The 25227-nt window shown below is 47.7% G+C and carries 22 protein-coding genes and 2 pseudogenes; 5 read left to right on the forward strand and 19 right to left on the reverse strand.

What is annotated here, in order from left to right:
* Positions 1 to 85 precede the first annotated feature (85 nt).
* The 8 genes from gap to fdhF all read right to left on the reverse strand — a co-directional run bounded on the left by gap (position 86) and on the right by fdhF (position 8219).
* Positions 86 to 1093 carry a type I glyceraldehyde-3-phosphate dehydrogenase gene (gap, locus tag NSU00_RS11635; protein WP_340703711.1) on the reverse strand — a complete coding sequence of 336 codons (1008 nt, stop codon included), beginning with the start codon at positions 1091 to 1093 and terminating at the stop codon, positions 86 to 88.
* A gap of 65 nt (positions 1094 to 1158) precedes the next feature.
* The gene (locus NSU00_RS11640; RefSeq protein WP_017551321.1) at positions 1159 to 2187 is read right to left on the reverse strand and encodes a sugar-binding transcriptional regulator; all 1029 of its coding nucleotides are present in this window, start codon (positions 2185 to 2187) and stop codon (positions 1159 to 1161) included.
* Positions 2188 to 2322: 135 nt separating this feature from the next.
* Positions 2323 to 2568: a glutaredoxin family protein gene (locus tag NSU00_RS11645; protein ID WP_340703924.1), complete on the reverse strand. Its 246-nt coding sequence runs from the start codon at positions 2566 to 2568 to the stop codon at positions 2323 to 2325.
* Between the two features lie 199 nt (positions 2569 to 2767).
* Positions 2768 to 4102 (reverse strand): RNA polymerase factor sigma-54, encoded by a 1335-nt coding sequence (gene rpoN, locus NSU00_RS11650; protein WP_340702853.1) that lies wholly within the window; start codon positions 4100 to 4102, stop codon positions 2768 to 2770.
* A 194-nt stretch (positions 4103 to 4296) separates the two neighbouring features.
* The gene (locus NSU00_RS11655) at positions 4297 to 4422 is read right to left on the reverse strand and encodes a hypothetical protein (RefSeq protein ID WP_013860193.1); all 126 of its coding nucleotides are present in this window, start codon (positions 4420 to 4422) and stop codon (positions 4297 to 4299) included.
* A gap of 14 nt (positions 4423 to 4436) precedes the next feature.
* Entirely contained in the window at positions 4437 to 4655 is a 219-nt protein-coding gene (locus tag NSU00_RS11660; RefSeq protein WP_013860194.1) for a heavy-metal-associated domain-containing protein, read from the reverse strand.
* Positions 4648 to 5154 (reverse strand): DUF1641 domain-containing protein, encoded by a 507-nt coding sequence (locus NSU00_RS11665; RefSeq protein ID WP_285958805.1) that lies wholly within the window; start codon positions 5152 to 5154, stop codon positions 4648 to 4650. The genes NSU00_RS11660 and NSU00_RS11665 overlap by 8 nt, the downstream gene beginning before the upstream one ends.
* Before the next feature lie 71 nt (positions 5155 to 5225).
* On the reverse strand, positions 5226 to 8219 hold the full coding sequence (gene fdhF / locus NSU00_RS11670; protein WP_340702854.1) for a formate dehydrogenase subunit alpha: 2994 nt from the start codon (positions 8217 to 8219) through the stop codon (positions 5226 to 5228).
* 128 nt (positions 8220 to 8347) lie between these two features.
* On the opposite strand from fdhF, the gene NSU00_RS11675 reads away from it, so the two are divergent.
* Positions 8348 to 8530, forward strand: coding sequence for a PCI domain-containing protein (locus NSU00_RS11675; RefSeq protein WP_340702855.1), 183 nt, complete (start codon positions 8348 to 8350; stop codon positions 8528 to 8530).
* Positions 8531 to 8873: 343 nt separating this feature from the next.
* Here the strand turns inward: NSU00_RS11675 and NSU00_RS16075 are convergent.
* Both NSU00_RS16075 and NSU00_RS11690 read right to left on the reverse strand, forming a co-directional pair.
* Positions 8874 to 9188: pseudogene (locus NSU00_RS16075) on the reverse strand (DUF4351 domain-containing protein); the annotation flags it as partial.
* Positions 9189 to 9392: 204 nt separating this feature from the next.
* Positions 9393 to 11489: a transglycosylase domain-containing protein gene (locus NSU00_RS11690; protein ID WP_340702857.1), complete on the reverse strand. Its 2097-nt coding sequence runs from the start codon at positions 11487 to 11489 to the stop codon at positions 9393 to 9395.
* Between the two features lie 227 nt (positions 11490 to 11716).
* Here NSU00_RS11690 and NSU00_RS11695 point away from each other — a divergent pair, with 227 nt between their 5' ends.
* Together NSU00_RS11695 and NSU00_RS11700 are read left to right on the forward strand one after the other, a co-directional pair.
* Positions 11717 to 12220: a universal stress protein gene (locus tag NSU00_RS11695; protein WP_017553697.1), complete on the forward strand. Its 504-nt coding sequence runs from the start codon at positions 11717 to 11719 to the stop codon at positions 12218 to 12220.
* A gap of 317 nt (positions 12221 to 12537) precedes the next feature.
* Positions 12538 to 12615: pseudogene (locus NSU00_RS11700) on the forward strand (YjcZ family sporulation protein); the annotation flags it as partial.
* A gap of 142 nt (positions 12616 to 12757) precedes the next feature.
* Here the strand turns inward: NSU00_RS11700 and NSU00_RS11705 are convergent.
* From NSU00_RS11705 to NSU00_RS11735, 7 genes are all read right to left on the reverse strand, one after another.
* A complete protein-coding gene (locus NSU00_RS11705) occupies positions 12758 to 13774 on the reverse strand; it encodes an ABC transporter ATP-binding protein (RefSeq protein ID WP_061566471.1) in 1017 nt (338 codons plus the stop codon).
* Positions 13775 to 13910: 136 nt separating this feature from the next.
* On the reverse strand, positions 13911 to 14819 hold the full coding sequence (locus tag NSU00_RS11710) for a C40 family peptidase (RefSeq protein WP_118498937.1): 909 nt from the start codon (positions 14817 to 14819) through the stop codon (positions 13911 to 13913).
* A 162-nt stretch (positions 14820 to 14981) separates the two neighbouring features.
* Positions 14982 to 16592 carry a peptide ABC transporter substrate-binding protein gene (locus NSU00_RS11715; protein WP_013860204.1) on the reverse strand — a complete coding sequence of 537 codons (1611 nt, stop codon included), beginning with the start codon at positions 16590 to 16592 and terminating at the stop codon, positions 14982 to 14984.
* 97 nt (positions 16593 to 16689) lie between these two features.
* The gene (locus tag NSU00_RS11720; protein WP_017553692.1) at positions 16690 to 17697 is read right to left on the reverse strand and encodes an ABC transporter ATP-binding protein; all 1008 of its coding nucleotides are present in this window, start codon (positions 17695 to 17697) and stop codon (positions 16690 to 16692) included.
* A 5-nt stretch (positions 17698 to 17702) separates the two neighbouring features.
* Positions 17703 to 18656, reverse strand: a complete 954-nt coding sequence (locus NSU00_RS11725; protein WP_302469445.1) for an ABC transporter permease — start codon at positions 18654 to 18656, stop codon at positions 17703 to 17705.
* A gap of 170 nt (positions 18657 to 18826) precedes the next feature.
* The gene (locus tag NSU00_RS11730; RefSeq protein WP_029142223.1) at positions 18827 to 19756 is read right to left on the reverse strand and encodes an ABC transporter permease; all 930 of its coding nucleotides are present in this window, start codon (positions 19754 to 19756) and stop codon (positions 18827 to 18829) included.
* Between the two features lie 253 nt (positions 19757 to 20009).
* Positions 20010 to 20714, reverse strand: coding sequence for a gamma-glutamyl-gamma-aminobutyrate hydrolase family protein (locus NSU00_RS11735; RefSeq protein WP_019721259.1), 705 nt, complete (start codon positions 20712 to 20714; stop codon positions 20010 to 20012).
* A 273-nt stretch (positions 20715 to 20987) separates the two neighbouring features.
* Here NSU00_RS11735 and corA point away from each other — a divergent pair, with 273 nt between their 5' ends.
* Complete coding sequence (gene corA / locus NSU00_RS11740; protein ID WP_017553687.1) at positions 20988 to 21938, forward strand: magnesium/cobalt transporter CorA; 951 nt, start codon at positions 20988 to 20990, stop codon at positions 21936 to 21938.
* Between the two features lie 82 nt (positions 21939 to 22020).
* On the opposite strand, the gene NSU00_RS11745 is transcribed toward corA, so the two are convergent.
* Complete coding sequence (locus NSU00_RS11745; RefSeq protein ID WP_013860210.1) at positions 22021 to 22290, reverse strand: YhdB family protein; 270 nt, start codon at positions 22288 to 22290, stop codon at positions 22021 to 22023.
* Between the two features lie 355 nt (positions 22291 to 22645).
* Here NSU00_RS11745 and NSU00_RS11750 point away from each other — a divergent pair, with 355 nt between their 5' ends.
* Entirely contained in the window at positions 22646 to 24055 is a 1410-nt protein-coding gene (locus tag NSU00_RS11750) for a SpoVR family protein (protein WP_340702858.1), read from the forward strand.
* A 95-nt stretch (positions 24056 to 24150) separates the two neighbouring features.
* Here the strand turns inward: NSU00_RS11750 and NSU00_RS11755 are convergent, their stop codons facing one another.
* A complete protein-coding gene (locus tag NSU00_RS11755) occupies positions 24151 to 25134 on the reverse strand; it encodes an acyltransferase family protein (protein ID WP_340702859.1) in 984 nt (327 codons plus the stop codon).
* Positions 25135 to 25227 lie beyond the last annotated feature (93 nt).

The raw sequence follows: 25227 nt of genomic DNA on the forward strand, positions 1-25227 counted from the left end.
AAACGAACCTCCTTTTTATTCACGAGCATTGAAAAAAGGGAGAGGGGATTCTTCCCCACCCCCCTGCAACGTTTTATCGTTCAAATTAAAGGCCTTTAGAAGCGATGTATTCAACAAGGTCAACAACACGGTTGGAGTAACCGAATTCGTTGTCATACCAGGAAACAACTTTTACCATGTTCCCTTCGATAACCATTGTGGAAAGCGCATCGATTGTGGAAGAAACCGTTGTATGGTTGAAGTCACGGGATACAAGCGGTTCTTCGCTGTAAGCGAGGATGCCTTTCAATTCACCTTCAGCTGCTGCCTTCAATGCTGCGTTTACTTCTTCAACCGTTACGTCTTTGCCAAGTTCAGCAACAAGGTCAACAACAGAAACGTTTGGAGTCGGAACGCGCATTGCCATACCGTTTAATTTGCCTTTCAATTCAGGCAATACAAGGGCAACAGCCTTTGCAGCACCAGTTGTTGTAGGAATGATGCTTTGTGCTGCTGCACGAGCACGGCGGTAGTCTTTGTGCGGCAAGTCAAGGATTTGTTGGTCGTTTGTGTAAGAGTGAACAGTTGTCATCATACCACGTTTGATTTCGAATTTTTCATGCAGCACTTTTGCAAACGGCGCCAGGCAGTTTGTTGTGCAGGATGCGTTCGAAATAACGTGATGATTTTTAGGATCGTATTTTTCTTCGTTAACGCCCATTACGATCGTAATATCTTCGTTTTTGCCAGGAGCGGAAATGACGACTTTCTTTGCGCCTGCTTCAAGGTGTTTCGCAGCCCCTTCACGGTTTGTGAAACGGCCTGTGGATTCAACAACAACGTCAACACCGAGGTCGCCCCATCCGAGATTTGCAGGTTCGCGTTCAGCCAAAACTTTTACTTTATGGCCGTCTACAACAATGGAATCACCGTCAACAGTGACTTCTTCTTCGAGGTTGCCATGAACTGAGTCATATTTTAACAAGTGTGCAAGCATTTTTGCATCTGTCAGGTCATTGATTGCGACGATTTCAACATTAGGATTGCCTAGAGCAGCACGGAATACGTTACGTCCGATACGTCCAAATCCGTTAATACCAACTTTAACTGCCATTTGTATTTCCTCCTTGAGTCGTAAAAATTTTATATTTCAAAAGGGTTATCCCTTTTAAAAACAGGTTAGCGCCAAGCGAGAATTTGTTTTGCCGCCCCTTCGTCCGTAATCAGAACAGTGGATTCCGGCTTCGTGTTCATGTAGGCTTTAATGGCCTTTGCCTTGGATGCCCCGCCGGCAACCGCAAAAATATGGCGGATCTGGTGTAAATCTTCAAGTTGCAGGCCGATCGTCCGGACCTTGTGAACAATTTCACCATGTTCATTAAAATAGTACCCGAACGCTTCGCCGACTGCATGCCCGCGGATGATTTTCTCCATCTCTTCTTTTCCGGTCTTGCGGCGCTCTGCCATCGTCATGGCTTCGCCAATGCCGTGCAGCACAATATCCGCTTGTTTAATAAGGGTAAGAACTTCTTTAATGGACGGCTCATTTACGACCGATTTGTACACTTCCGGGCTGACCTGGTCAGGCACATATAATACCCTGTGTTTTCCGCCGGTCCTTTCCGCCATTTTTGCGCAGATCGTGTTGGCCTGGTTTGCGACATCTTCACCGATCCCGCCTCTGGCCGGCACGAACAGCAGCTGCCTCTTGGCACTGATATCGGGAGTTAACACATCTGCGACTGCGGCCATTGTCGATCCTCCGGTTACAGCGATTATATTGTTTCCCGTTAAGGCGGCTTTCATTCTTACAGCACAAGCCCTTCCAAGCTCGTTTTTTACCCACGGTTCTTTATCGCTGTCCCCTTGAACCACGACCACGTCTTCGAGGCCCAAAGCTTGTTTCAGCTTTTCTTCCGTTTCATTTATACCCGATATTTCTCTCATCATGCTTTCCATATTTTGTAATAAGGCAGCACCGTCATTTGTCACCGACATGCCCGAGGGTTTTACGTCAATGAGCTTTTGATTTTTCAAAAAATCCGTTTCGCTCCTCAGTACGCGTTCTGACATGCCGAGCATTTGCGCCAATGTTCTTCTTCCGACCGGTTCCGCAAAAGAAATGGAACGAAGGATCCGGTATCGTTTTTGCATGACAGCGAGGATATCGGGGTATAATTTTTTTTGAACCTCTATCAACGATCGCATAGACGATGTACTCCCTTAAATAATTATGTAGGTCGTGTTGAGTCCCATAGAGACATTTTTTGTCCCGCCTGCCTCAAAAAAAATTACCCTCGCTACATGTTTCATTCTAGCAGGATAAATTTTGCATTTCAACTATTATTGCTCATGAATTTCATGTAAGCGCTCCTTTATGGCAAAAAGGTGAATTCGCCCATATCCGAGCATTTCCCCTTTATACTCGACAACCGGGATCATAAGGCCGTATTTTTCCGTCCACGCATCGCATGATTCGATGTCTTTTTCAATCAGCCGGAACGGGATTTCCCTTTGCAGGCGTTGCAGCTGTTCTTTTGCTTCCGCACAAAGCGGGCATTGTTTTCTTGTATACAGCACCAGTTCCATTTTAAAATCATCTCCCTTTCCGGCCATTCGTGGCAGGAGCATGGGCTGTGCTCCCGGCATACACAAACAGGAATGGTTTTAAATGCACCGTTCGGTTATTTGTTTTCGCAAGGCGCGCGTTTGCCCGTTCCCGTCCGGTTCACCCTTTTTTTCCGGCAGAAGAAACGCGCAACTTCCGGTTTGAAAAATTTTTTCCTGCTTATTCGTACCTTTTTCTTTTGGAAGATGACGGAATGCCGAGCTGTTCGCGGTATTTTGCCACTGTTCGGCGCGAGATTTCAAACCCTTTTTCATTTAATACAGCCACAATTGCCTGGTCGGAAAGCGGCTTCCGCTTGTCTTCCCTGCTTACAAGTGCTGAAATTTCATTTTTGACCTCGGCGCTCGATGCCGCTTCTTCCCCGCCGGCAGAACGGATCGGCAAGGCGGTCGTGAAAAATGTTTTCAATGGAAAAGTCCCAAACGGCGTTTCCATATACTTTTCCCTCACTGCGCGGCTCACTGTCGACTCATGCATCCCGATTTCATCCGAAATTTCTTTCATCGTAAGCGGCTTTAAATGCCCTTTTCCATATAAAAAGAAATCCCGCTGTTTTTCAAGCAGTGCTGCACCGACTTTCAGCAGCGTTTCTTTCCGACTTTCGATGCTTTTTCGGATCCAGTAGTATTCCTGCGTTTTTTCTTTTAAATAGCGGGTGACGCTGGCATCTCCGGACGGATTCATGCTTGCATAGCTTTCATTCAAGCGGAGCTTTGGAACCTGGTTTTCTACAAGATACAATTCGAGCTTTCCCGCGTGATTTTTGACCAAAAGATCAGGAACGATGTATTGCGGCCGATCCGCCATAAAACCGGATCCCGGACGCGGGTTTAATGTCTGCACATAATCAGATACCCGCTGAATTTCCTGCAGGGAGATATCGAGTTTTTTCGCAATGCCTCTCCATTTTTTTTCGGCAAAATCGAGAAAATGGCGACTGATCAATTCTTCCGCATGCCCGGGCGCATCCGGATCCCTTTTTATCTGGATCAGCAGGCATTCCTGAAGCGATCTTGCGCCGATTCCGGCCGGATCCAGCGACTGGAGAATGCCAAGCGCTTTTTCGGCATCTTCTTCGGAAATGGCAGCCATTTTTGCCGCTTCCTGAACCTGGATTGTAAGATAGCCGTTTGCATCAAGATGGCGCGCATAAAGTTGGACCGCTTTCACGATTGCGTTTGGCAACGCTTTCATATCCAATTGGCTGATCAAAAAATCCGGGAGTGTTTCCGTCTGTGCAGGAATTTGTTCAATCCAGTTTTTGTCCTGGCTTTTTTTCTGCCCCTTTGCACGGCTCAAGCCGGAAAAACGGGAATCGACCAGTTTAATATTGGTGCTGGACAGTTCGATAAGAGGATTTTCTGCAGCTTTTTCTTCCAAAAAAGATGCGAGCTCCTGGGACGAGAACTGAAGAACCTCTATTGCTTGCTTTAATTCCTGGGTCATTGCCAGTTTCATTGATTGCTTTTGCCACAATCCGACTTGAAGATCCATAACATTCCCCCCTTGGCAATGATAGAAGGCTTCTCTTGCTTTTGTTTTTTATTTTACAACATTTTTGTGTTTTAGTATATGCAATGGCAAGAAGTCCCATGCTTTCGGGGATATGGGCAGCCGGCAATAAAGGCGCTATTTTTTCGGAAAATATGCGCATATAAATGGCGTTGCGATGCCGCAACGCCATTTGCTTAATTTTCATCTTCAAAATCGAATTTCCGGTCGGTCCGGCAGTTTTCACAGACATAAAGCACTCTTCTTGATTCCGCTTCGTTTTCTTCCGGTGCTTGGGAACCGCAGATTTCGCATACTTTCAAGTGCCTTCCTCCTTTTATGGTTCCATCATTTCGGCACGGTATCCCTGCTCCGTCACGGCTTGCACCATGTCGTGGCAGGATGCCGATTGGTCATTATAGGTAAACGTCGCTTCTTTTCTTGCCAAGCTTATTTCAATTTCGCGGACGCCCCAGACTTCATTCAGGGCGCGTCGGACTTTGGCGGCATCTTCTTCATTTACCATATCACTTACTTTCAACATCCCTTTAGCCAATGTCGGTTCCTCCTTTAGGAAGCGAATGGTTTTGCTCCATGGCTTCCCCCATCCCCGCCAAAACGCCAGCCATCATAGCAAGCGACCGTTTCACTTCCGGGGAGCGCATGCTTTTTCCGAGCTTCCACAGGCTCTCCTGCCCCCCGGATTGAGCTGCTTTTTCAAATCCGCTCGTGATGCCTGAAAGGATCGTTTGCAGTTGTTCCGGATCGATGGAACCTAAAAATTTAAATACGTTCATCCCGTTTTTGATGACATGGTACATGGCGGGCTGGTTCAGTTGCCCTAAAGCAATTTCGGCAACATCAACGCGGTTTTGGAGCAGGCCTTCCATCGCGTTGAGCACGCCCATGCCATCCAGCTGTTTGATGATCTCCAACAATTTAATCAGTGATTCCCCGTTTTCAGCGGCTGCCTTTACAACCGCCGACATAGACGCTGCCTGCCATTCTTCTGGGGCCGGATCCACTTGTTTAATTTGCCTGATCGCCTTCGCCATACGCTTTCCCTCCCGGCTTTATTAATTTCACGGCCGGGACAGAGCCTTCCCGCCCGCGGTATTCTTTCCGATTACCGGCCCGTCCCGTTTGCCTGGTCACCTTCGCCATCTGCTTTTCCTCCCGGTGAAAATAGTGCCGTGATCGGGATAAAGTCATCCCGCTTCCATTTTTCTTCCACTCTTACACTGATTTGCGGAATCCGGTTGCCGTAACGGTGGTTCACCTTTGGCAGTGGCGTTTTTCCTTTTTCTTCCAAAATCTCCATTTTTACGCCTATTTCTTTGTAGTTCGGGGTATGGGTCACCCGGTCATGATAGCTGCTCGTCAGCCGGTTCACCATTTCATTCTCTTTCCGGGCGTTCATCGTTAAGTACAATTCTTTTCCTTGAACCCGCCCGGTCACAACAGCCCGCACTTTCACCTTTCCGTAAGGCGATGTCAGCCGTACAAGCGCCCCGTCTTTTATCCCCCGTTCTTCCGCCGCCTCCGGTGAAATTTCAAGCCACGGCTCCGGCACTTTGTGATGAATGCCCGGGGAACGGTCCGTCAAATTTCCTTCATGGAACTGTTCTAGCAGGCGGCCATTGTTAAGATGGTAATCGAATCCCTCTCCGGCTGAAAAAGGCGGTTCCCAGTCAACCGGCACAAGCCGGGCTTTGCCGTCCGGAAAGGCAAAACGGTCTTGATACAGAAGCGGCGTGCTCGTACCGTCTTTTTTAACCGGCCAAATTTGGCTGTTAAAGCCTTCCAGTCTCTCGTAGCTGATGCCGGCAAAGTACTTTGCCAGGCTTGCCGCTTCCGCCATGATTTCGCCGGGATGCTGGTAATGCCACTGGGCGCCCATTTTGTTCGCGAGCTCCTGGAAGATGACCCAATCCGGCTTCGATTCGCCCATCGGTTCAAATACCTGGTAAAAGCGCTGGATGCGCCGTTCCGTATTGGTAAACGTTCCTTCTTTCTCAAGGCTCGGCGCAGCCGGCAGGATCACATCGGCAAATTGGGCCGTTTTGCTGAAAAACATATCTTGCACAACAAAAAAGTCGAGCTTTTCCAGATGTTCTTCCACAAAATTAATATTGGAATCAACGATCGCCATTTCTTCACCGAACAGGTAGAGCCCCCGGAGCTTGCCGCTTTCTATCCCGCCGATCATTTGATGATTGTCAAGCCCCGGGTTTTCCGGAAGTTTAACCCCCCAAGCTTTTTCGTATCGTTCCCTTACTTCGTTATCTTCTACCGGTTCGTAGCCCGGGAACCAGGCGGGCATCGTTCCAAAATCACAGGCGCCTTGCACATTATTGTGCCCTCTGAGCGGATATGCCCCCGTCCCAGGGCGGCCGTAATTGCCGGTAACCAGCAACAAGTTGGAAATGGCCGTGCTTGCATCAGTCCCGCATATGTGCTGGGTGATGCCCATCGCCCAAAGAATGCAAACGGATTTGGCTTCATGGATCATCGTTGCCATTTTGATTAAGTTCTCTTTGGAAATGCCGGTTTTTTCTTCGGCAAATGCCAGCGTGTATTTTTCCAGTGAAGCTCTGAACCGGTCTAACCCTTTGACCCTGGCTTCAAGAAATGCTTTGTCTTCCCAGCCCTGATCGAGAATGTATTTTGTCACAGCATTAAGCCAAATCAAATCCGTGCTTGGCTTCGAATGGATAAATAAATTGGCGCGGCTGGCCAGTTCGTTTTCCCTTAAATCGACGACCATAAGTTTTTGCCCGTGCAATTTGTGCGCCCGTTTTATGCGTGTCGCAAGGACAGGATGGGATTCGGCCGGATTCGCGCCCACCGTAACCACCAAATCCGCCTGCTGGATATCCCGGATGGTGCCGGAGTCCCCGCCGATGCCTACGGTCCGCAAGAGCCCTGACGTTGCCGGCGACTGGCAGTAACGCGAGCAATTATCCAAATTATTGGTACCGATGATCGCGCGGGCAAATTTTTGAAAGAGATAGTTTTCTTCGTTCGAACATTTGGATGAAGCGATAAAGCCAAGCGCGTCCGGCCCGTGCTGTTCTTTTATTTCCTGCAATTTGCTTGCGATCAGATTCAGGGCTTCATCCCAGCTTGCTTCAACAAATTCTTCCCCTTTGCGGATAAGCGGCTTTGTCAAACGCTCTTCGCTGTTGACGAAGTCCCACCCGAACTTTCCTTTGATACATGTCGAGATGCCGTTTACCGGCGCATGTTCCTGCGGCTCAACTTTTAAAATATGGCGCCCTTTTGTCCAAATTTCAAAACTGCAGCCGACCCCGCAATAGGTACAAACGGTTTTCGTTCTTTTGATTCTCGATTTCCGCATCGCCGACTCCATTTCGGATATGGCGAAAATTTCTTTATACCCCGGTTCGACTTCTTTTGTGAGATCAATCATCGGCTCCAGCACTTTTGGCGGGATGCCGGTTAAATACCCTGCTTCCCCGAGCATGGACTTTTCCATAAGCGCATTGCACGGGCAGACCGTGACGCAATGGCCGCAAGATACACATGAGGACTCATCAATAGGAACATCCTGATCCCAGATCACTCTTGGCACTTCCCGGTCCCAGTCAATCGTCAATGTTTCATTGACTTGCAGATCCTGGCAGGCCTCCACACACCTTCCGCAAAGAATGCACTGGTCCGGTTCATAGCGGTAAAAAGGATGGGATTGGTCCGGCGGGTAGGGTTTGGCTTCAAACTGGTATTTCTGATGCTCGATTTCAAGATGCTCGGCCGTGTTATGGACAACGCAATTGCCATTATTGTTGTCACACACAGTGCAATAAAGCTCGTGGTTTTTCAGAATCCGTGACATTGCTTCATATTGGGCATCTTTTACAGGTTTGGAAACGGACTCCACGTCCATTCCCGGCTTTGCCTTGGTTGCACATGCCCGTACCAAATTCCCGTCCACGTTCACAAAACAGGTATCACAAGTTTGAATTGATCCGAGATTCGGGTGGTAACAGATGGCGGGGATGTATATATCGTGGGCATTGGCCACTTCCAAAATCGTTTGCCCTTTACGCGCCGCCAGTTCTTGCCCGTTTATTCGAATCGAAAAGGTTGTTTCTTCCATCATCGGCCCCCATTTCATGCCTTTTTTATTAGGATTGCCAATTGGCTTTCTTCTATAACTGCTTTGGGATTGTTTCTTTGCCGTTTTGTGCATAATAAAAGCAGTTTTTTAAAAAAGGGGATTAAACCATGGAACAAGCGAAATTGTATGAACGAATCAAAAACATGATCATATCATCCACAAAAGAACCGAAATATACTGCACTGTCTGCTGTCAAGCTGGCCGATTTATTTGACACGGACCCTCGTGAAATAGAGAAGGCCATCAGGGAATTGGTTGAGCAAGGAAAACTGAAGAAATCCAAACTGTAGGGGCCGCCGCGCGCGGACATCTATTCTTTGCCTTGACTTGTCCCGCTCCCTGCATCCGGCAAAGCGGGTTCGAAAAAATGAAAAAACATGGATGGAGGCTTGCATAAACCGGCTGTGGATGCTACCCTGTAAGAGAGGATTAAACAGCTAAGGGTGGGGAATTTATGAACGGGTTTATGAAAAAACAATATTTGCCTATGGCAATCGTTGCCATCGCTTTGGGCATCGTGATGGCCCCGTTTGTTTTAAACTTGATTGCCTATCTTGCCTTGCGATAAATTTCATGGACAGCTCCTGTTAAAAAGCGGGAATTTTTCAGATTCCCGCTGCATTGTGTTGCGCCTTAGGAATGCTCCAGTTGCTGTTTTATTTTTTCCACTTCTGTCCGGCTCAGGTCGGTCATTTTAACAATCAATTGTAGTTCCAGGCCATTCTTGAGCATCCTGGAAACAATCGTTTTTCTCTCTTCTTTCCTTCCTATACCCGCGGTCAAAGTAGGAATTTGGCAGCTTCAGTACTTGTTCTGCTTCGTCCGTGTCCAGCATTTTAATGTTTTCATTACTTCCGCCTCCTCTTCTTCGTTCACTTTTAAATAAAAATCAAAGAAACCATACAACAGCCTCATTTTTGCCGGGTCAAGTTCCAACCGGGCCAGCATCCAATTATTTTCTTATTTTTCAGTTTTATTTAATAGGACAAATGTCCGTTCTTCAAGTGCTTTTCACTCTCCCAGGTTGCGGAATGAAGCAGCATACGGGGGAAAGCATGCAGTCCCCCGCAACCTTTTTGAAAGGCAATCAACAATTAAAGCCGAAACGCCTCCCCTGATTGAAAGACATTCCGGCTTTATAAATGAGTATGTTTACTGGCCAAGAATTCCTTTCAGCTGCTCTTTCAACTTATCTGCTGCACCTTTCCAGAATCCCTGGTTATCCTCGATTTTTTTCTGCAATTTATCAACTTGTTCTTTTATCGTTTCATCGATGTTTTGCAGTTTTTCTTTTAACGGGTTGCCGTTTTCCTTCTGGTCATTGATAGATTCCACCCCGAGGTCACCCGGCTTTGTATATTTTAGCGTGGCATTCATCACGCTGTTGAAAACCGGCACAATGCCCTGTTCGCTCAGGCCGTATAAATAATGGTTCCGGTCTGTATGGTCATATCCCATCCAGACCACCCCGACAAGATTAGGCGTATAGCCCGCAAACCATTGGTCCATTGTACCGTCAACCCCGCTGAACGGCAATTGGGTGGAGCCTGTTTTTCCAGCAATTTTATAACCGGGGACCGCTACCCCTTTGCCGGTTCCGGATTCCACAACATTCAGCAGCATGGATGTCATTTCCTGGGAAACTTTTTTCGATATGACCCTTTCCTGCTTGTCTTTATATGCTACCAAAACTTTTCCGGTCGGGCTCACGATTTTTGTAATGATATGCACTTCCGACCGTTTCCCGTTGTTTGGAAACGTGGTGTAGGCTTCGGCAATGTCTTCGGGGGAAACGCCGTTTTGAATATTCCCGAGCGCAATGCCGAGCTGCTTGTCCTTCTTGGTGACCGGGATGCCGAATTTTTTCGCCGATTCGTACCCTTTTTCCACCCCGATTTTATTCAACAGCCAGACGGCAGGAAGATTGAGCGATTTTTCGACAGCCATGTACATCGGCACTTTACCGAGATATTGGTTGTTATAGTTTTTCGGCGCATAACCGCCTTTAAACGTCATTACTCTATCTTGCAGCATCGATTCGGGGTTGTACCCTTCTTCAAGTGCCGGCGTATAGACGGTAATCGGCTTCATGATCGATCCAGGCTGCCGTTTCAGCTGCGTTGCCCTGTTGAAGCCGCGGAATACTTTTTCTCCCCTTCCCCCGACAAGACCGCGGACGCCGCCGGTTGACGGATCTACAAGGATTGCCCCGCTTTGGATGATCTGGCCGGATGTGCCGGACGGAAAGAGTGATGATTGCCGGTAAACATTTTCCAATGCCGTTTGAATATTTTGATCCATTGCCGTATAAATTTTATACCCTCTTGTTAAGATCTCTTCCTGTGTCAGGCCATATTGATCGATTGCCTCGTCCAGCACCGCATCGACGTAATATGGGTATTTGACCGTCAGCGCATCTGTTTTTTTATCTTTTAGCGCAAGCTTTTCGCTTTTTGCCTGTTCATACTGGGATTTCGTGATCATCCCGTACTCTTTCATTGCGAAAAGCACGACATTGCGGCGGTGAATGGCACGGTTATAATGGCGGTACGGGTCGAGTGCATTCGGTGAATTAACAAGGCCCGCCAAAGTTGCCGATTCGGATAAGTCCAGATCTTCCACGTCTTTTCCAAAATATTTATTGGCCGCTTTTTCAACACCCCAGGCGCCTTCCCCGAAATAGACCTGGTTTAAATACATCTCCAAAATTTCTTTTTTTGTGTAATGCTTCTCAATTTCAATCGCCAAAAAAAGCTCCTGAATTTTCCTTTTTAATGTCCGTTCCGGGGAAAGTAGCGCATTTTTCGTTAATTGCTGGGTAATGGTGCTTCCCCCGGCAGCCGCCCCGCCGATCCGGATATCTTTTAAAAGAGCGCTCAAGGTACCGATGATATCAAACCCGTGGTGTTTGTAGAAACGGTGGTCTTCGATTGCTACTACCGCATTTTGCAGGTCTTCCGGCATTTTTTTAATCGATACGCCTTCCGAGCGGTTTGCAGAAATTCTGCTTGCTGTGTCCCCGTCTTTGTCATAAATAACGGTCGTCTGTTCCAGCCCTTTTTTTAACTGCCCGACATTCGCGCTTTTTGCGTAATAAGCAAAAAAAGCTAAAAAGCCAAGCAATGAAAGAGAGGCGGCCAGAATGATAATTTGAGTCATATGGGCTCTTTTCCAAACTTTTTTGAAACCGTTCCAAAATCCCCAGAAATAAGGTCTGAATTTATCTATATAAGGTTTGAATTTGTTCATATCTGTCGATGTCCTCATCTTTCCCCAATCTGTGAAACTGCTATCTCAAACACCCGGCTGATTGGCCCTTAAGCAAAAGGATATTATGAATGGCCGGAAAAATCAATGACCCCTGTAGAAAATGCAGTTCTTAAAAACCAAAAAAATATGCTGAAACCGTTTTTTTCTTCTCGTTCCGGGTAAAGAAAAGAGGGTGTTCCAAGCCATACATGAGAGGATGATGGTACATGTATCAGCATATTGCCATTGCATACGATGACTCGGAGGGGAGCCGGAAAGCGCTGGACAGGGCCTGTTCATTTGCCCTTGCCTTAAGAGATATAAAATTATCCGTTGTCCACGTGAACCAGGAAAGTGAAGTGGCAGCACCGGTACCGGATGAAAACATCGGCGTGCCGCCAACCATTTCCGTTCCGGGGCTGGACGGGCGGGTTTACCCGGTTGACCCGCCGCCTGTTGATGAACCTTCCACACAGCAATTCATCCTGAACGATGCGGAGGAAGTCATGAATCATGCCCGCAAATTATTGGATGCAAAAGGGGTCAAAGCCGATACCCATATTTTAGAAGGCAAGGTGGCCGACAGCATCATTGATTTCGCCCGCAACGAGAATGTAGACTGCATCATTACCGGAAGCAGCGGAAAAAATGCTGTAAAAAGTTTGTTCATTGGAAGTGTAAGCAAAAGCCTTGTAAAAAATGCGGATGTGGATGTGCTTGTCGTAAAATAAGCCACCGGCACCGCTCATGGGAAAAACTGTAGGAAAAGCAATTCAAATAGACAAAAAAACTTGTTTGCCGGCGAACAATCCCGGACTGGCAAACATGGCCGCATTCTGGCGGAAAACCGGGGCGGACGTGCAGGAAAGCAGTGCCAGGGCCGCCCGGATCAGAATGCTTTTTTTCTATTCCTTGATAAACGTCCAAACTTCTGCCTTCCATCTTGCATACATTAACATTGCACGACGGAAAGACGGAGGTGAAAAATATGGGCTTTTGGGGCTGCGGATACGGCGGATACGGCGGCTATGGCGGTGGCTATGGCTGCGGATACGGCAACAGCTTTGCGCTGATTGTTGTGCTGTTTATTCTGTTGATTATTGTCGGTGCCGCTTACCTGTTCTAAGAACCGGGGCCCGGCCTTATTGGGCACGGGCCCGGCTTCTTTTTTCCAAACGCTTACAAGAAAACCATTCGTACGGCTTCTACATACCATTGCCCGCCCGCTGTTCCACCGGCTTGCCGCAGCTGCATGCCTTTTCAAGCAATCAAACTTTTCCAACCTGATTTGCGCCGGAAGAAACGGTTGCTGCCGGACTGCCCTTCCCATCGTAAAGATGGCATGCGACATAATGGCGGTCTTCAATCTCCAGCCATTCCGGTTTTACACGAGCACATATGTCCATTGCTTTCGGGCATCTTGTCCGGAATACGCACCCGCTCGGCGGCGTGACCGGGCTTGGGATTTCCCCTTTTAAAATAATTCTTTCCCGTTTATCTTCAATTTTCGGATCCGGAATCGGAATGGCCGACAGCAACGCTTCCGTGTAAGGATGCAGCGGTTTGCGGTACAGGCTCTTGCTCTCCGTCAATTCAACAAGATGGCCGAGATACATGACGCCGATCCGGTTGCTGATATGCTTTACCATTGATAAATCATGGGCAATAAACAAATAGGTGAGATTTTTTTCCCTTTGCAGTTTTTTCAATACATTGACAACCTGGGCCTGGACAGAAACATCCAGTGCGGAAATCGGCTCATCGCAAATCACAAACTCCGGGTCAAGCGCGAGCGCCCTTGCAATCCCGATCCGCTGCCGCTGCCCCCCGCTGAATTCATGCGGGTACCGGCCTGCATGCTCTCTGTTTAGCCCGACTTCTTCGAGCAATTCATATATTCTTTCAAGCTCTTCCCGTTTATTTTTAAAAATGCCATGGACTTCAAGCGGTTCAGCAAGGATCTCGCGGACAGTGGAACGGGGATTCAGGGAAGCATACGGATCCTGAAAAATCATTTGGACATTTCTTTTCATCAGAAAACGCTCCCGCTCATTCAGTGCATGGATATCTTTTCCGCCATAAAGGATTTGCCCTTCGGTTGGGGTGTAGATCCCCATCATCAGCCGCCCTGCCGTCGACTTTCCGCATCCCGATTCCCCGACAAGCCCGAACGTTTCCCCTTTATAAATATCAAAAGTAAGATCGTCCACTGCTTTTAAAAATTGTTTCTTTCCAATCTCAAAGTATTTTTTGACATGCTTGACTTCCAACAGTTTTTCCATCATGGCGCACTCCCTTCACCCGGCTGCCGCAACCCGTATTGCTTTTGCAGCCGGTTTGCCGCATACTCCCGGCCACCAACGCCGCGCTGCATTCCTTTCGCAACCCGTTGCGTTGCGGATTCCCATCTTATGCGCGACTTTACATCCAGTAACGCCGCGCACCGCATAGTTCTTTTTCGTAAATCGTTCCTTCCATATCCAGCAGTTCAACAGGCCGGCCTGTTTTCGGCGAGTGGAGCAGCTTCCCCTCCCCCGCATAAATTCCGACATGGTGGATGGCGCCTTTTCCTTCCTCATGGGCAAAAAATAAAAGATCGCCGGGTGCGATGCTTCCGAGCGGGACGGTCGTTCCTCCTTTTGCCTGTTCATGGGCATCACGGGCAATGGCCCTGCCTGTTGCAGCAAGCACCATTGTATAGGAAAATCCTGAGCAGTCATATCCATATCCGCTCATGCCGCCCCATAAATACGGGAGGCCGAGAAACATTTTTCCGGCGTCAAGCATATGCCTGCCCTGGCTGCCGGGACTGCTCCCCTTCAACTGCACATCCTGTTTTTTAAGCGATGCCGTTTTCCCCCGTACCGTTTTTACAACGAACCGGTCCTTTGTTTCATCCACTACAGAAAAGCGTGTTTGAAAGCTCACTTCAAATAAAGGGAGTTGATTTTCATCATAGAGCATTGCAAATGGCTTTTTAATGGCACAAACAGCAGTATCTTGCGGCCATTCTTCTCCCTGCCTCAGCTGGCAGCGGGGGACCCAGCCGGGATAGCCGTCCGGATGTTTGCTGGAAGGCTGTTCCGGAACGGAAATATACGCCCACTTCCCCTCTGTTTTATGGACAATGACTTTTCGGCCGTAGAGCACCTGTGTCTGGATTTTATTTTTCCGCCAAAGTTCGTGCCGCTGTTCCAATGAAAGGCCGGTGAGCCATTGCTTCATATTCGCCGGGTTCCGGAGGGCTTCTTCGTCTCCGGCACCCGGCGATTGTGCGGAAGTCCAAACGGTGGCGACAGGGGTATCCACCAAATAAACCTGCTTTCCCATGTTCCGCCCCCTTTCCCTCAGATTTCCATTTTTGGCACTATCAGGCGGGGAGTTTCCCCGCTGATAGTGCCTATTCTTTTCCATTCGTCCGGGCAGCCAGGCCGCTGACAATGCCCACCAAATGCTTTCCCGGGCAAACAGCCCCCTGCCAAAAACAGAGCATTATTTTACATTGGCCCATTTCAGCTCAAGATAGCCGACAGGATGGCGGACGATGCCTGTTACATGATCTTTTTGCAAAAATACCTGGTTGTAAAAATAGAGCGGGAAGATCGGCATGTCGTCAATGAGAATTTTTTCTGCCTCGTGCATCAACTCATAACGTTTCGTTTCATTGGTTTCATTTTTTGCTTGCTGGATCAATTGGTCATATTGCTTATTGCTCCATCCTGTCCTGTTCATCGCTTGCCCGGTTGTGAAGCTTTCGAGGAAGTTAATCGGATCCCCGTAATCAGCCAGGAATGAACTGCGGGACAATTGGAATTTCAATTTTTTCTGCTCAGCCTGGAAGACATTCCATTCCATATTGGCAAGCTTCACATGGATGCCCAGGTTTTCTTTTAGCATCTGTTGGATTGTTTCCGCAATTTTTTTATGGACCGGGTCCGTGCTGTAAGTGAGTGTGACCTCAGGCAGTTTTGTATACCCCTCTTCCTGCATTCCTTTTTTCAGGAGGGTTTTCGCTTCTTTTGCATTTGAAGTATACAAATTGCCGCCTTTTTTCCGGAAGTCGCTGCCGTCCGGTTCGGTAAACCCGTAAGAAACAAACCCGTAAGCCGGTTTTTCATCATTTTTCGTGACATATTTGACAATTTGCTTCTGGTCAATAGCCATTGCGAATGCTTTCCGGATATTTTTATTCTGGAACGGTTCTTTATTGACATTAAACCGGTAAAAATAGGTGCCGGCCTGATCCTCTACTTTCACTTTTCCTTCCTTAAACAGCCGGGCTGCCATATCTGCCGGGACATCTGAAACATCCAGTTCCCCGTTTTGGTACATTTGATATTCAGTGTTCGGATCGTCAACCTCTGCCCATTTCACTTTATCAAGTTTTACATTTTTGGCATCCCAATAGTTTTCATTTTTTTCCATGATGAAATGGTCATCGTGTTTCCATTCTGTGAGTTTAAATGGCCCGTCTGAAACATACGTTTTCGCTTCTGCAAACCATTTCGGATTTTTTTCGGCCACTTTCTCGTTAATCGGGAAGAAAGCAGGATTTGCGATGACGTTCAGAAAATAGGACTGCGGCCCGGTTAACGTGACTTCCAGTGTTTTGTCATCGGCCGCTTTCACTTTGACGCCGTCTTTTGATCCTTTTCCGGTGTTATACGCCTCCCCGCCTGCAATAAAGTATCCTAAAAATGCGGCAGGCGAAGCAGTTTTCGGGTCGAGCATTCTTTTCCACGCATATTCAAAATCACCCGCTGTCACCGGATCCCCGTTTGACCATTTTGCATTGTCCCGGAGGTGGAATGTATACGTCTTGCCTCCATTTGTGACATCCCAGCTTTTTGCAATCGCAGGGTGCGGCTTATTGTCTTTGCCAAGGCGCACAAGCCCTTCCATTAAATTGTTCAGTGCATTCCATGAAACGGAATCGAACCCGATTGGCGGGTCAAATGAGGTGGGCTCAGACCCGTTGTTTAAATTTAATACCTTTTCTTTGCTGCTTCCGCCCGGGCTGTCTTTTGAGCTTGACTGGCTCGTACAGGCAGCAAGCGAAGCAATAAGCGCAAAACTGATAACCATACTCCAAAATTTCTTCATACATTTCCCCCTTTTCTTTTCCGCATTGCGGGCAGCCCTGACCCGTTTGTCCCCCTTGCAGTATCCGGGCGCCGTCAATGCCTGCTTTCTATTTCATCTACAGGCGTACACCCGTAGTTGAAACCGCAAATTTGGCCCGTTCGTCCTGCAGCCAGCAGTAAACCTGATGGGAAGCTGATTTTTTCGCGCGAAAAGGCTCCACACGGCTGCATACTTCCATTGCCATCGGGCATCTCGCCGTAAACGGGCAACCGGGAGGCGGCGCAAACAAATCCGGCGGCGTGCCGGGAATCGGAATAAGTTCTTCCTCTTCCATATCGAGCCTTGGAACCGAGTTTAGCAACCCTTTTGTATAAGGGTGTTCCGGATGATAAAAAATTTCTTCTCTTGTGCCGGTTTCGGCAATCTTACCGGCATACATCACCGCAATCCGGTCGGCAACCTGGGCCACAACACCGAGGTCGTGCGTGATCAAAATGATGGATACGCCCGTCTCCCGCTGGATTTTCTTAAACAGTTCAAAAATCTGTGCCTGAATGGTGACGTCCAAAGCAGTAGTCGGTTCGTCCGCGATAATGATCTCCGGATTGCAAATCAAAGCCATCGCAATCATGATCCGCTGGCGCATTCCGCCGCTGAACTGGTGCGGATATTGTTTTAACCGTTCGTGCGGGTCCGGAATGCCGACCATGTGCAACATTTCAATGACCGTTTTTTTCGCTGCCTCGCGGGAAAGATTTTGATGCTCCTGTACCGCTTCGAGCAACTGGTTCCCGATGGACAAGGTCGGGTTCAGCCCTGTCATCGGATCCTGGAAGATCATGGAGATTTCCGCCCCGCGCATTTTCCGCATTTGCTTTTCGCTGTATTTTAAAATATCCGTGCCTTTAAAGCGGATCGAGCCGCTTAACTTCTTCACATTGGTATTGGGAAGAAGCTTGAGGATCGCTTGCGATGTCACGCTTTTGCCGCATCCGGATTCACCGACAATGGCAAGCGTCTCGCCTTTGTTTAAATAAAAGTTCACCCCGCGCACGGCCTGCACCGTTCCGCCGTATGTCGAAAAAGAAACGTGCAGGTCTTCCACTTCGAGAATCTTGTTCAATTCCGTCACCTCCTCAGCTTCGGATCGAGCGCATCCTGCAGCCCGTCGCCAAGCACATTAAACGCAAACATCGTCAGCGAAATAAAGAACGCCGGGAAAAATAAGCGCCACCACTCGCCCGTTAAAATCGCTGACAACCCGTCATCCGCCATCACGCCCCAGCTCGCATGCGGCGCCTGAACCCCCAATCCTAAAAAACTGAGGAAAGCTTCACTGAAAATGGCACTTGGCACGGTTAGCGTCATCTGGACAATAATTGGGCCCATTGTATTGGGGAGCAGATGTTTGCGAATAATCCGTGACGTTTTGGTGCCGAACGTTTTAGAGGCCATTACAAATTCATAGTTTTTAATCTGCAATACCTGGCCGCGGACAATTCTGGCCATACCGACCCAGCCCGTTACGGTAAGCGCAACAATAATCGTGCCGAGCCCCGGCCCCATCACAACCATCAACAGGATCACAACAAGCAGATAAGGAAGGCCGTACAGCACTTCAATAATCCGCATCATCATCTGGTCGATGCGACCGCCTTTGTAACCCGCAATGCCGCCGTATATCACCCCAATGAAAAATTCAATGATGGCCGCCATAAACCCGACAAACAGTGAAATACGCGCGCCATACCATGTTCTTGAAAACATATCGCGCCCGAGCTGGTCGGTCCCGAACCAATGCTCCTTGGAAGGCGGCAGATTCTGGTTCGTCAGTGACAGCTTCGTCACGCTCTCAGGCGCAATCAGCGGGCCGATTGTGGCCATAATGATCAAAAGAATCAGCACCACAAGGCCGAGCATCGCCAGCTTATTTTTGGCAAGCCGGTTCCATACATCATGCCAGTACGATATGCCCGGCCTGACAACGGCTTCCTGCATTCCGGCTTCTTTCTTTTTCGGGACAAACCATTCATCCGGAATCTCTGAAACGGTATCCACTTTATCCTGATTGGCTATTTGCAAGATGTCCACCCCTTACTGCTCTATTTTTATGCACCAGATTTTGCGGAATCGGGACGATGGCTCTTTTTAAATATGATTTTGCAGGCCATTGGCGCCGGATGTTACGAAAAGCCGGGGCCTGATGCCCTATCTCTATGCAGAGCCGGGCTGCTTCTTTTCGGAACCAGTGCTCATTGTTCCTTTTTATGTAACTTGATCCGCGGATCGAGAATGCCGTACGCAATATCAACGAGAAACAGCATGATAATCAAAAAAATGCTGTAAAATACGGTTGTCCCCATGATGACAGGATAATCCCGATTATTGATGCTTTCGACAAAATACTTTCCCATGCCCGGAATGGAGAATATTTTTTCAATGACAAAGCTTCCCGTCAAAATGCTCGCCGTCAATGTCCCTAAAATGGTAATCACCGGCATCAGCGCATTTCTGAGGGCATGTTTGATGATAATTTTTATTGGAGAAAGCCCTTTTGCACGGGCGGTTTTGATGTAATCCTGCGTCAGCACTTCCAATAGGCTTGACCTTGTCAGGCGGGCGATAATGGCCATCGGGCTGACGGCCAGGGCGGCAGTTGGCAGGATCATATGCGCCGGGGATGTCCAGGTTGCAGCCGGCAGGATTTTCAGATTGACCGCAAACTCCTGGATTAACATCGTTGCCAGGATGAAGTTCGGAATCGAGATGCCAAGCACGGCAATGGTCATCGCCAGATAGTCGATGATGCCGTTATGGTTCAAAGCGGCAAAAACGCCAAGCACGATGCCGGATAAAACCGCAACCAGAAGTGCTGTCATGCCAAGTTCAAATGAAACCGGAAACCCCCTTCCCAGCATATCGTTTACCGTCTGGGACGGCTGTTTGATGGACGGGCCGTAATCAAATAAAACAATGGATTTCACATAATACAAATACTGTATATAAACCGGCTTATCCAGATGGTATTGCGTTTCCATATTTCTTTGCACGGCTTCCGATGTGTTGCGTTCCTGGTTAAAAGGCGATCCCGGAATAGCCTGCATCATGATAAAAGTCAAGGTGGTGATCACCCACAGTGTGACAACCATGGCGGCGAGCCTTTTGAGTACATACTTTGCCATATGCAGACACCTTCTCATGTTTAAAATGGGCATACTGTTGTGTTTATATTTTTATTTATATACTAAATAGGCGAAAAATTCAATAGCATTCAATATTTATTTTAATTCTACAATAGTAATATTTTCGGAATATGGAAATCGCTTTTATTTTTTTCTTGTCCGCCACCGGCAGAAGTCAGGAGTTAAGCAAGAGCCTGCAAATTTTTCCGGTTTGCAAAAAGCGATAAGGAAAGCGCGATTACAATAAAGCGGACTAAATGTTTTTACAGGAAGCGATAAAAGCGGAAAAAAGGTTCAAGGAAACAGGATCCTGTATGGTGGCCAAAGCTTCAGGGTGCCACTGGACACCAAGCATAAAACGGGCGTTGCGATTTTCCACCGCTTCAATGATCCCGTCAGGCGCACGGCCGGAAACCGCAAGCGGCGCTTTCACGGTCCGGACTGCCTGGTGATGGAAGGAGTTCACTTTAATTGTTGCGCTTTTTGCCCACTTTTCCAGTAAACTTCCCGGCAAAACATGGACCGTATGGGAAAGATGGGAGCGGGCAGCCCGCTGTTTGTGCTGTAATAGCGGGGGTTTTCCCTGGCTATAAATATCCTGGAACATATCCCCGCCGGATGCAACAGCGAGAATCTGGATGCCCCTGCAAATAGCAAAAAGCGGCATATCCGCCTGGACCACAAACCGGCATAGCGCAATCTCAAATGCGTCGCGGCCGGGCTCAATTTCACCGAGCCCCGGAACCGGCTCTTCCCCGAACCAGGATGGATCTACATCCCCTCCCCCTGAAAGCAGGATTCCGTCCGTTTTGGACAATAATAAAGGGATGTCTTCTTCCCCGCCGGCCGGAAGCAATACCGGGACGCCGCCCGCCATGCGGACAGCCTTGATGTAGTCATCGGCCAAATACTGGGAAGTTTGATTGGCGCTGCATGTAATACCGATCACCGGTTTCATTTTTCATCATCCTTTCGCTTTTTCTTGTTTTAACAGCACGGGCGCCTGTCTTTGCGGCTGGCTTTTCTGCCGGGCCCGGCATAAATGGCCGTGACGTTTATGTTCTTGCCGCTTTCGGCGCAGCGGATGCCCATCTTTTTTGCGCCCGTTATCCCGGCAAAAGGACGGGCGAACCGCCTTTCATTTTGATTTAATGCAAGGCCGTCTGCGGCATAGTAAAATAATGCTAAACGGAAGATTGGCAAACCCCATGTGAAAAGGATGTGCCTGTTTATGATACATATTATGGCGATGACAAAAGAAAATGTACTGAAAGCCCCGGCTTCCATTGAAGAATTGGAAGGGAGCGGCTGGAAATGGTATTGGATTGATTTCGACCAGCCTTCGGAAGAAGAAATTTTAAAACTGCGCAATCCGCTCGGTTTCCATCCGCTGGCCATCGAGGACTGTATGCATAAGCTGCAACGGCCGAAACTGAATGATTACGAAGACCATGTCTTTTTTGTGTTCCAAAGCCTTAATCCCAACAGGCTGCAGAAAGAAGAATTGAACATGTTTCTCGGGGAGCATTTTGCCGTGACCTTTCACCATCTCCCGTCAAAAGAAATCAGCGAAGTGCGGGATAAACTGAAAAAAACGGATGAACCGGGCAGATGGGGGCCTGCGATTATTCTTTATGAAGTGCTGGACAAGATTGTTGATCATTATTTTCCTTATTTGTATAAGATAGAAGACCGTCTGAATGAAATTGAAGACAATTCAAAAAATGAATCGATGGAGGAACTGCTTGCAAGCCTGTATGCAACAAGGCATGATTTGCTTGTGTTGAGGAACACAATTATGCCGATGACGGATCTTGTCTACCGGATGCTGAATTCCCATTCGGTTCCCGGCATTCAGAAAAAGCTCGCGTACTTCCATGACATCCATGACCATTTGCTAAAACTATCCGGGATGGTGGAGTCTAATCGTGAGTTTACGACCGATATCCGTGACAGTTATTTGTCTTTAAACTCGCACCAAACGAACCGGGTAATGAAGATTCTCACCATTTTCACCACGATTTTTATGCCTTTGACTTTTATTGCAGGGGTGTACGGCATGAATTTCAAATATATGCCCGAACTGGAATGGAAATACGGCTATTTCGTCACTCTTATTGTGATGTTTCTGATCGGCGTCGGCATGACTTACTGGTTTTACAAAAAAGGCTGGCTGAAATGAGGGCAGCTGAATACCCCGCATCCGCCCGGAATGAAGCCGGGCACTAGGACAATGGGGAAGCAAAAAAGCGGAGGCGCCTTCTTCAGGCATGGCCCCCGCTTTGGTACAGAAAACCCGGTTCCGCCGCCCCGCTCCGGTCCGCCATTTCGTTGGCATGATCAATATAGCGGTGCAATGCAAACAGGCATCTTTCAATGACGTTATAATCATGCGAATAATGATAAGCATGTAAAACATGCTCAATTTTTTTGGAAAGAAAATCATCTTTCGTCCGCACCATCAAAATCAGCAAATTATCCCATTGCGAGCGGTGTGTGTAATATAAAGCGCGGTCATAATCAATGGGATTCATCCCGGCTCCCCCTTTCTTGTGCATTTGCTTTATTAAAAAGCAAACCCTAATAAAAGGAGTCAGCATTATTGTATGTGTTTTTATTGATTTTGCGCGTTGAAAAACTTGCCTTGCGGGAAACGAAAGGCTGTTATCATTTGGAACGTATTTTTCCGGTTTTCAGCCCGCGGCAAGCTTCCATGCAGCCGGACGAATCATTTGGATCTCACAGTCCCGGAAATGGCGGTGCCTGCTCGTGCGCAGGATGTTTTCATTTCGCGGATCATGCGAAAAATCCTTCTTCGTGTCCTCATGTTTTTTCCCTTCCGTTCATACATTGGAAAAAAGGGTGACTTTTAAAGGGGAGGAACATTTCATGCATGATCATGAAAGCCTGCAATATGCGATTGATGAGATAACGGAAATCGCGTCCGGTTTCGGGCTTGATTTTTACCCGATGCGCTACGAAATCTGCCCGGCGGATATTATTTATACTTTTGGCGCTTACGGCATGCCGACCAGATTTTCGCACTGGAGTTTCGGCAAGCAGTTTTTCAAAATGAAGTTACAGTATGATCTCGGGCTGAGTAAAATTTATGAGCTTGTCATTAATTCTGATCCGTGCTACGCCTTTTTGCTGGATTCCAACACGCTTGTCCAAAATAAATTGATTGTGGCGCATGTTTTGGCGCATTGCGATTTTTTCAAAAACAATGTCCGCTTTCAAAATACGAAGCGGGATATGGTGGAGAGCATGTCCGCAACAGCGGAAAGAATCCGGGCATATGAGCTGAAATACGGCAAAAAGGAAGTGGAACAATTTATTGATGCCGTGCTGGCAATTGAAGAACATATCGATCCGTCGCTCATGCGGCCGAAATTAAACTGGACGATGGAAGACGCGGAAGAATGGGATGAGGAACCGAAACGCAAAGAAGGGCCGTATGATGAATTATGGTCGCTTGATGACAAAAAGCAAGAACAGAAAGCGGCGAAAAAAACCAGAAAGTTTCCGCCGCAGCCGGAAAAAGATATTGTCCTTTTTATTGAACAATACAGCCGGGAATTGACGGAATGGCAGCGTGACATTATGACCATGATCCGCGAAGAAATGCTCTATTTCTGGCCGCAACTCGAGACAAAAATCATGAATGAAGGGTGGGCCTCTTTCTGGCATCAGCGGATCATGCGCGAACTTGATTTGACGACAGATGAAGCAATTGAATATGCAAAACTGAATGCAGGCGTTGTCCAGCCGTCCAAAACCGGCATCAACCCCTATTATTTGGGGATCAAAATTTTTGAAGATATTGAAGAACGCTGGAACAACCCGACAGAAGAAATGAAAAAACGGGGCGTACGGCCTGGGACCGGGCGTGAAAAAATATTCGAAGTGCGCGAAATTGAAAGCGATATTTCATTTCTGCGCAATTACTTGACAAAAGAACTGGCTACAAGGGAAGATATGTACTTGTTCCAAAAACAGGGGCGGGACTATAAAGTGGTGGACAAAGAGTGGGAGCATGTACGCGACCAGCTTGTCAATATGCGCGTAAACGGCGGGTTCCCTTATTTAACCGTGACGGACGGAGACTACCGAAAAAACGGGGAGTTGTATATTCAGCACTGGTATGAAGGCATTGAACTTGATTTAAAATACCTGGAAAAAGTGCTGCCCTACCTTTACCAGTTATGGGGCAGAAATGTCCACCTCGAAACGGTTGTGGAAGAAAAGCCGATTGTCTTCTCTTATGACGGAAGAAGCGTGCAACGAAAATATTTGTAAAAAGGCACGGGCCCCGTTTCATGCCTGGGGGCAGCCTGTAAAAAAGCGGCGAAAAACCATTTGATTTTCCGCCGCTTTTCAGATGTTTTATTTTTCTACAACCGGAGCTCAATAATTGGCCTTGTAAATTTCCGGATATAATAACTGCCAAGAAATAAACAGATGCCAAGTGAAAAGACAATCAGCAGCAGGTAATTGCCCGCCAGCCAGTCAAGCACATTGGGGGAAGCGGCTGCTTCTATTGTCTTTATGATAAAACCGTGCAGCAAATACACATAGAGCGTGCGCTCGCCGATCTTTGTCCACTTGTACCCTTTGCTCGGAATTAACAGGAAGAACCCGAGAATAACAAGCAGCGTGACAGCATATTGTACCAGCCGGATCAGCCCGCTAAACCAGTATTCCATCCCCATGCCTGCGTAAGAAGTATCGCCAAGGAGCCACGGCACGGCATCTTTCGGGAAAAATTGGCTGGTTGCAAGCGTAACCGCACACAGAATCAAAATGCCAGCTGCCGGCGCGTAAGGAATATTGCGAATTTTTTGCAAATGCCTTCCTTCCAGCAAAAAGCCGAGCAAAAAATACGGAAAAAATACGAATGTGCGGGAGAGGCTCAGAAAACTTCCGGCCTCATCCCAGTAGCCAATCCCAATGCCAAGCGCTGCCGCAGCCGCAAGACCGAAAAAGTGGAAACGGGCAAACAAATGGAGCATAAGGTTCCAAAAAAACAAACTCAGCAAAAACCATAATGTCCAGTGCGGTTCCAGAAAGTTTACCGTCAGGTGCGATTCTTCGCCTGTATAGTAATAATAAACGGAATAAATACATTGAAAAATGAAATACGGAACCAAAATCTTTTTAAAAGATTTTGAAATATGTCCTTTGTTTCGGTATCCTTTTGAAAAATAACCTGAAATAAGAATAAATGCCGGCATATGAAACAGGAAAATGACGGTATACAGCGTAAAGAGGAAATTGTCTTCGGTTTTAAACGGGCTGATCAGGTGCCCGAGAACGACAAGATAAATCAGAATAAATTTTGCATTGTCAAAATACGAATTTCTTTTTGCTGCTGACATCTGCCATCCTCCGTTCCTGTTGTACAGCAAGTGCCGAGATGTCGACGCCTTCCGTTTTCTATACCCCCTGCACGGCAAAATGAATCAATATTC

It is taken from the genome of Weizmannia sp. FSL W8-0401 (genome assembly GCF_038009125.1).
In the GTDB taxonomy this organism is placed as follows: domain Bacteria; phylum Bacillota; class Bacilli; order Bacillales; family Bacillaceae_C; genus Weizmannia; species Weizmannia coagulans.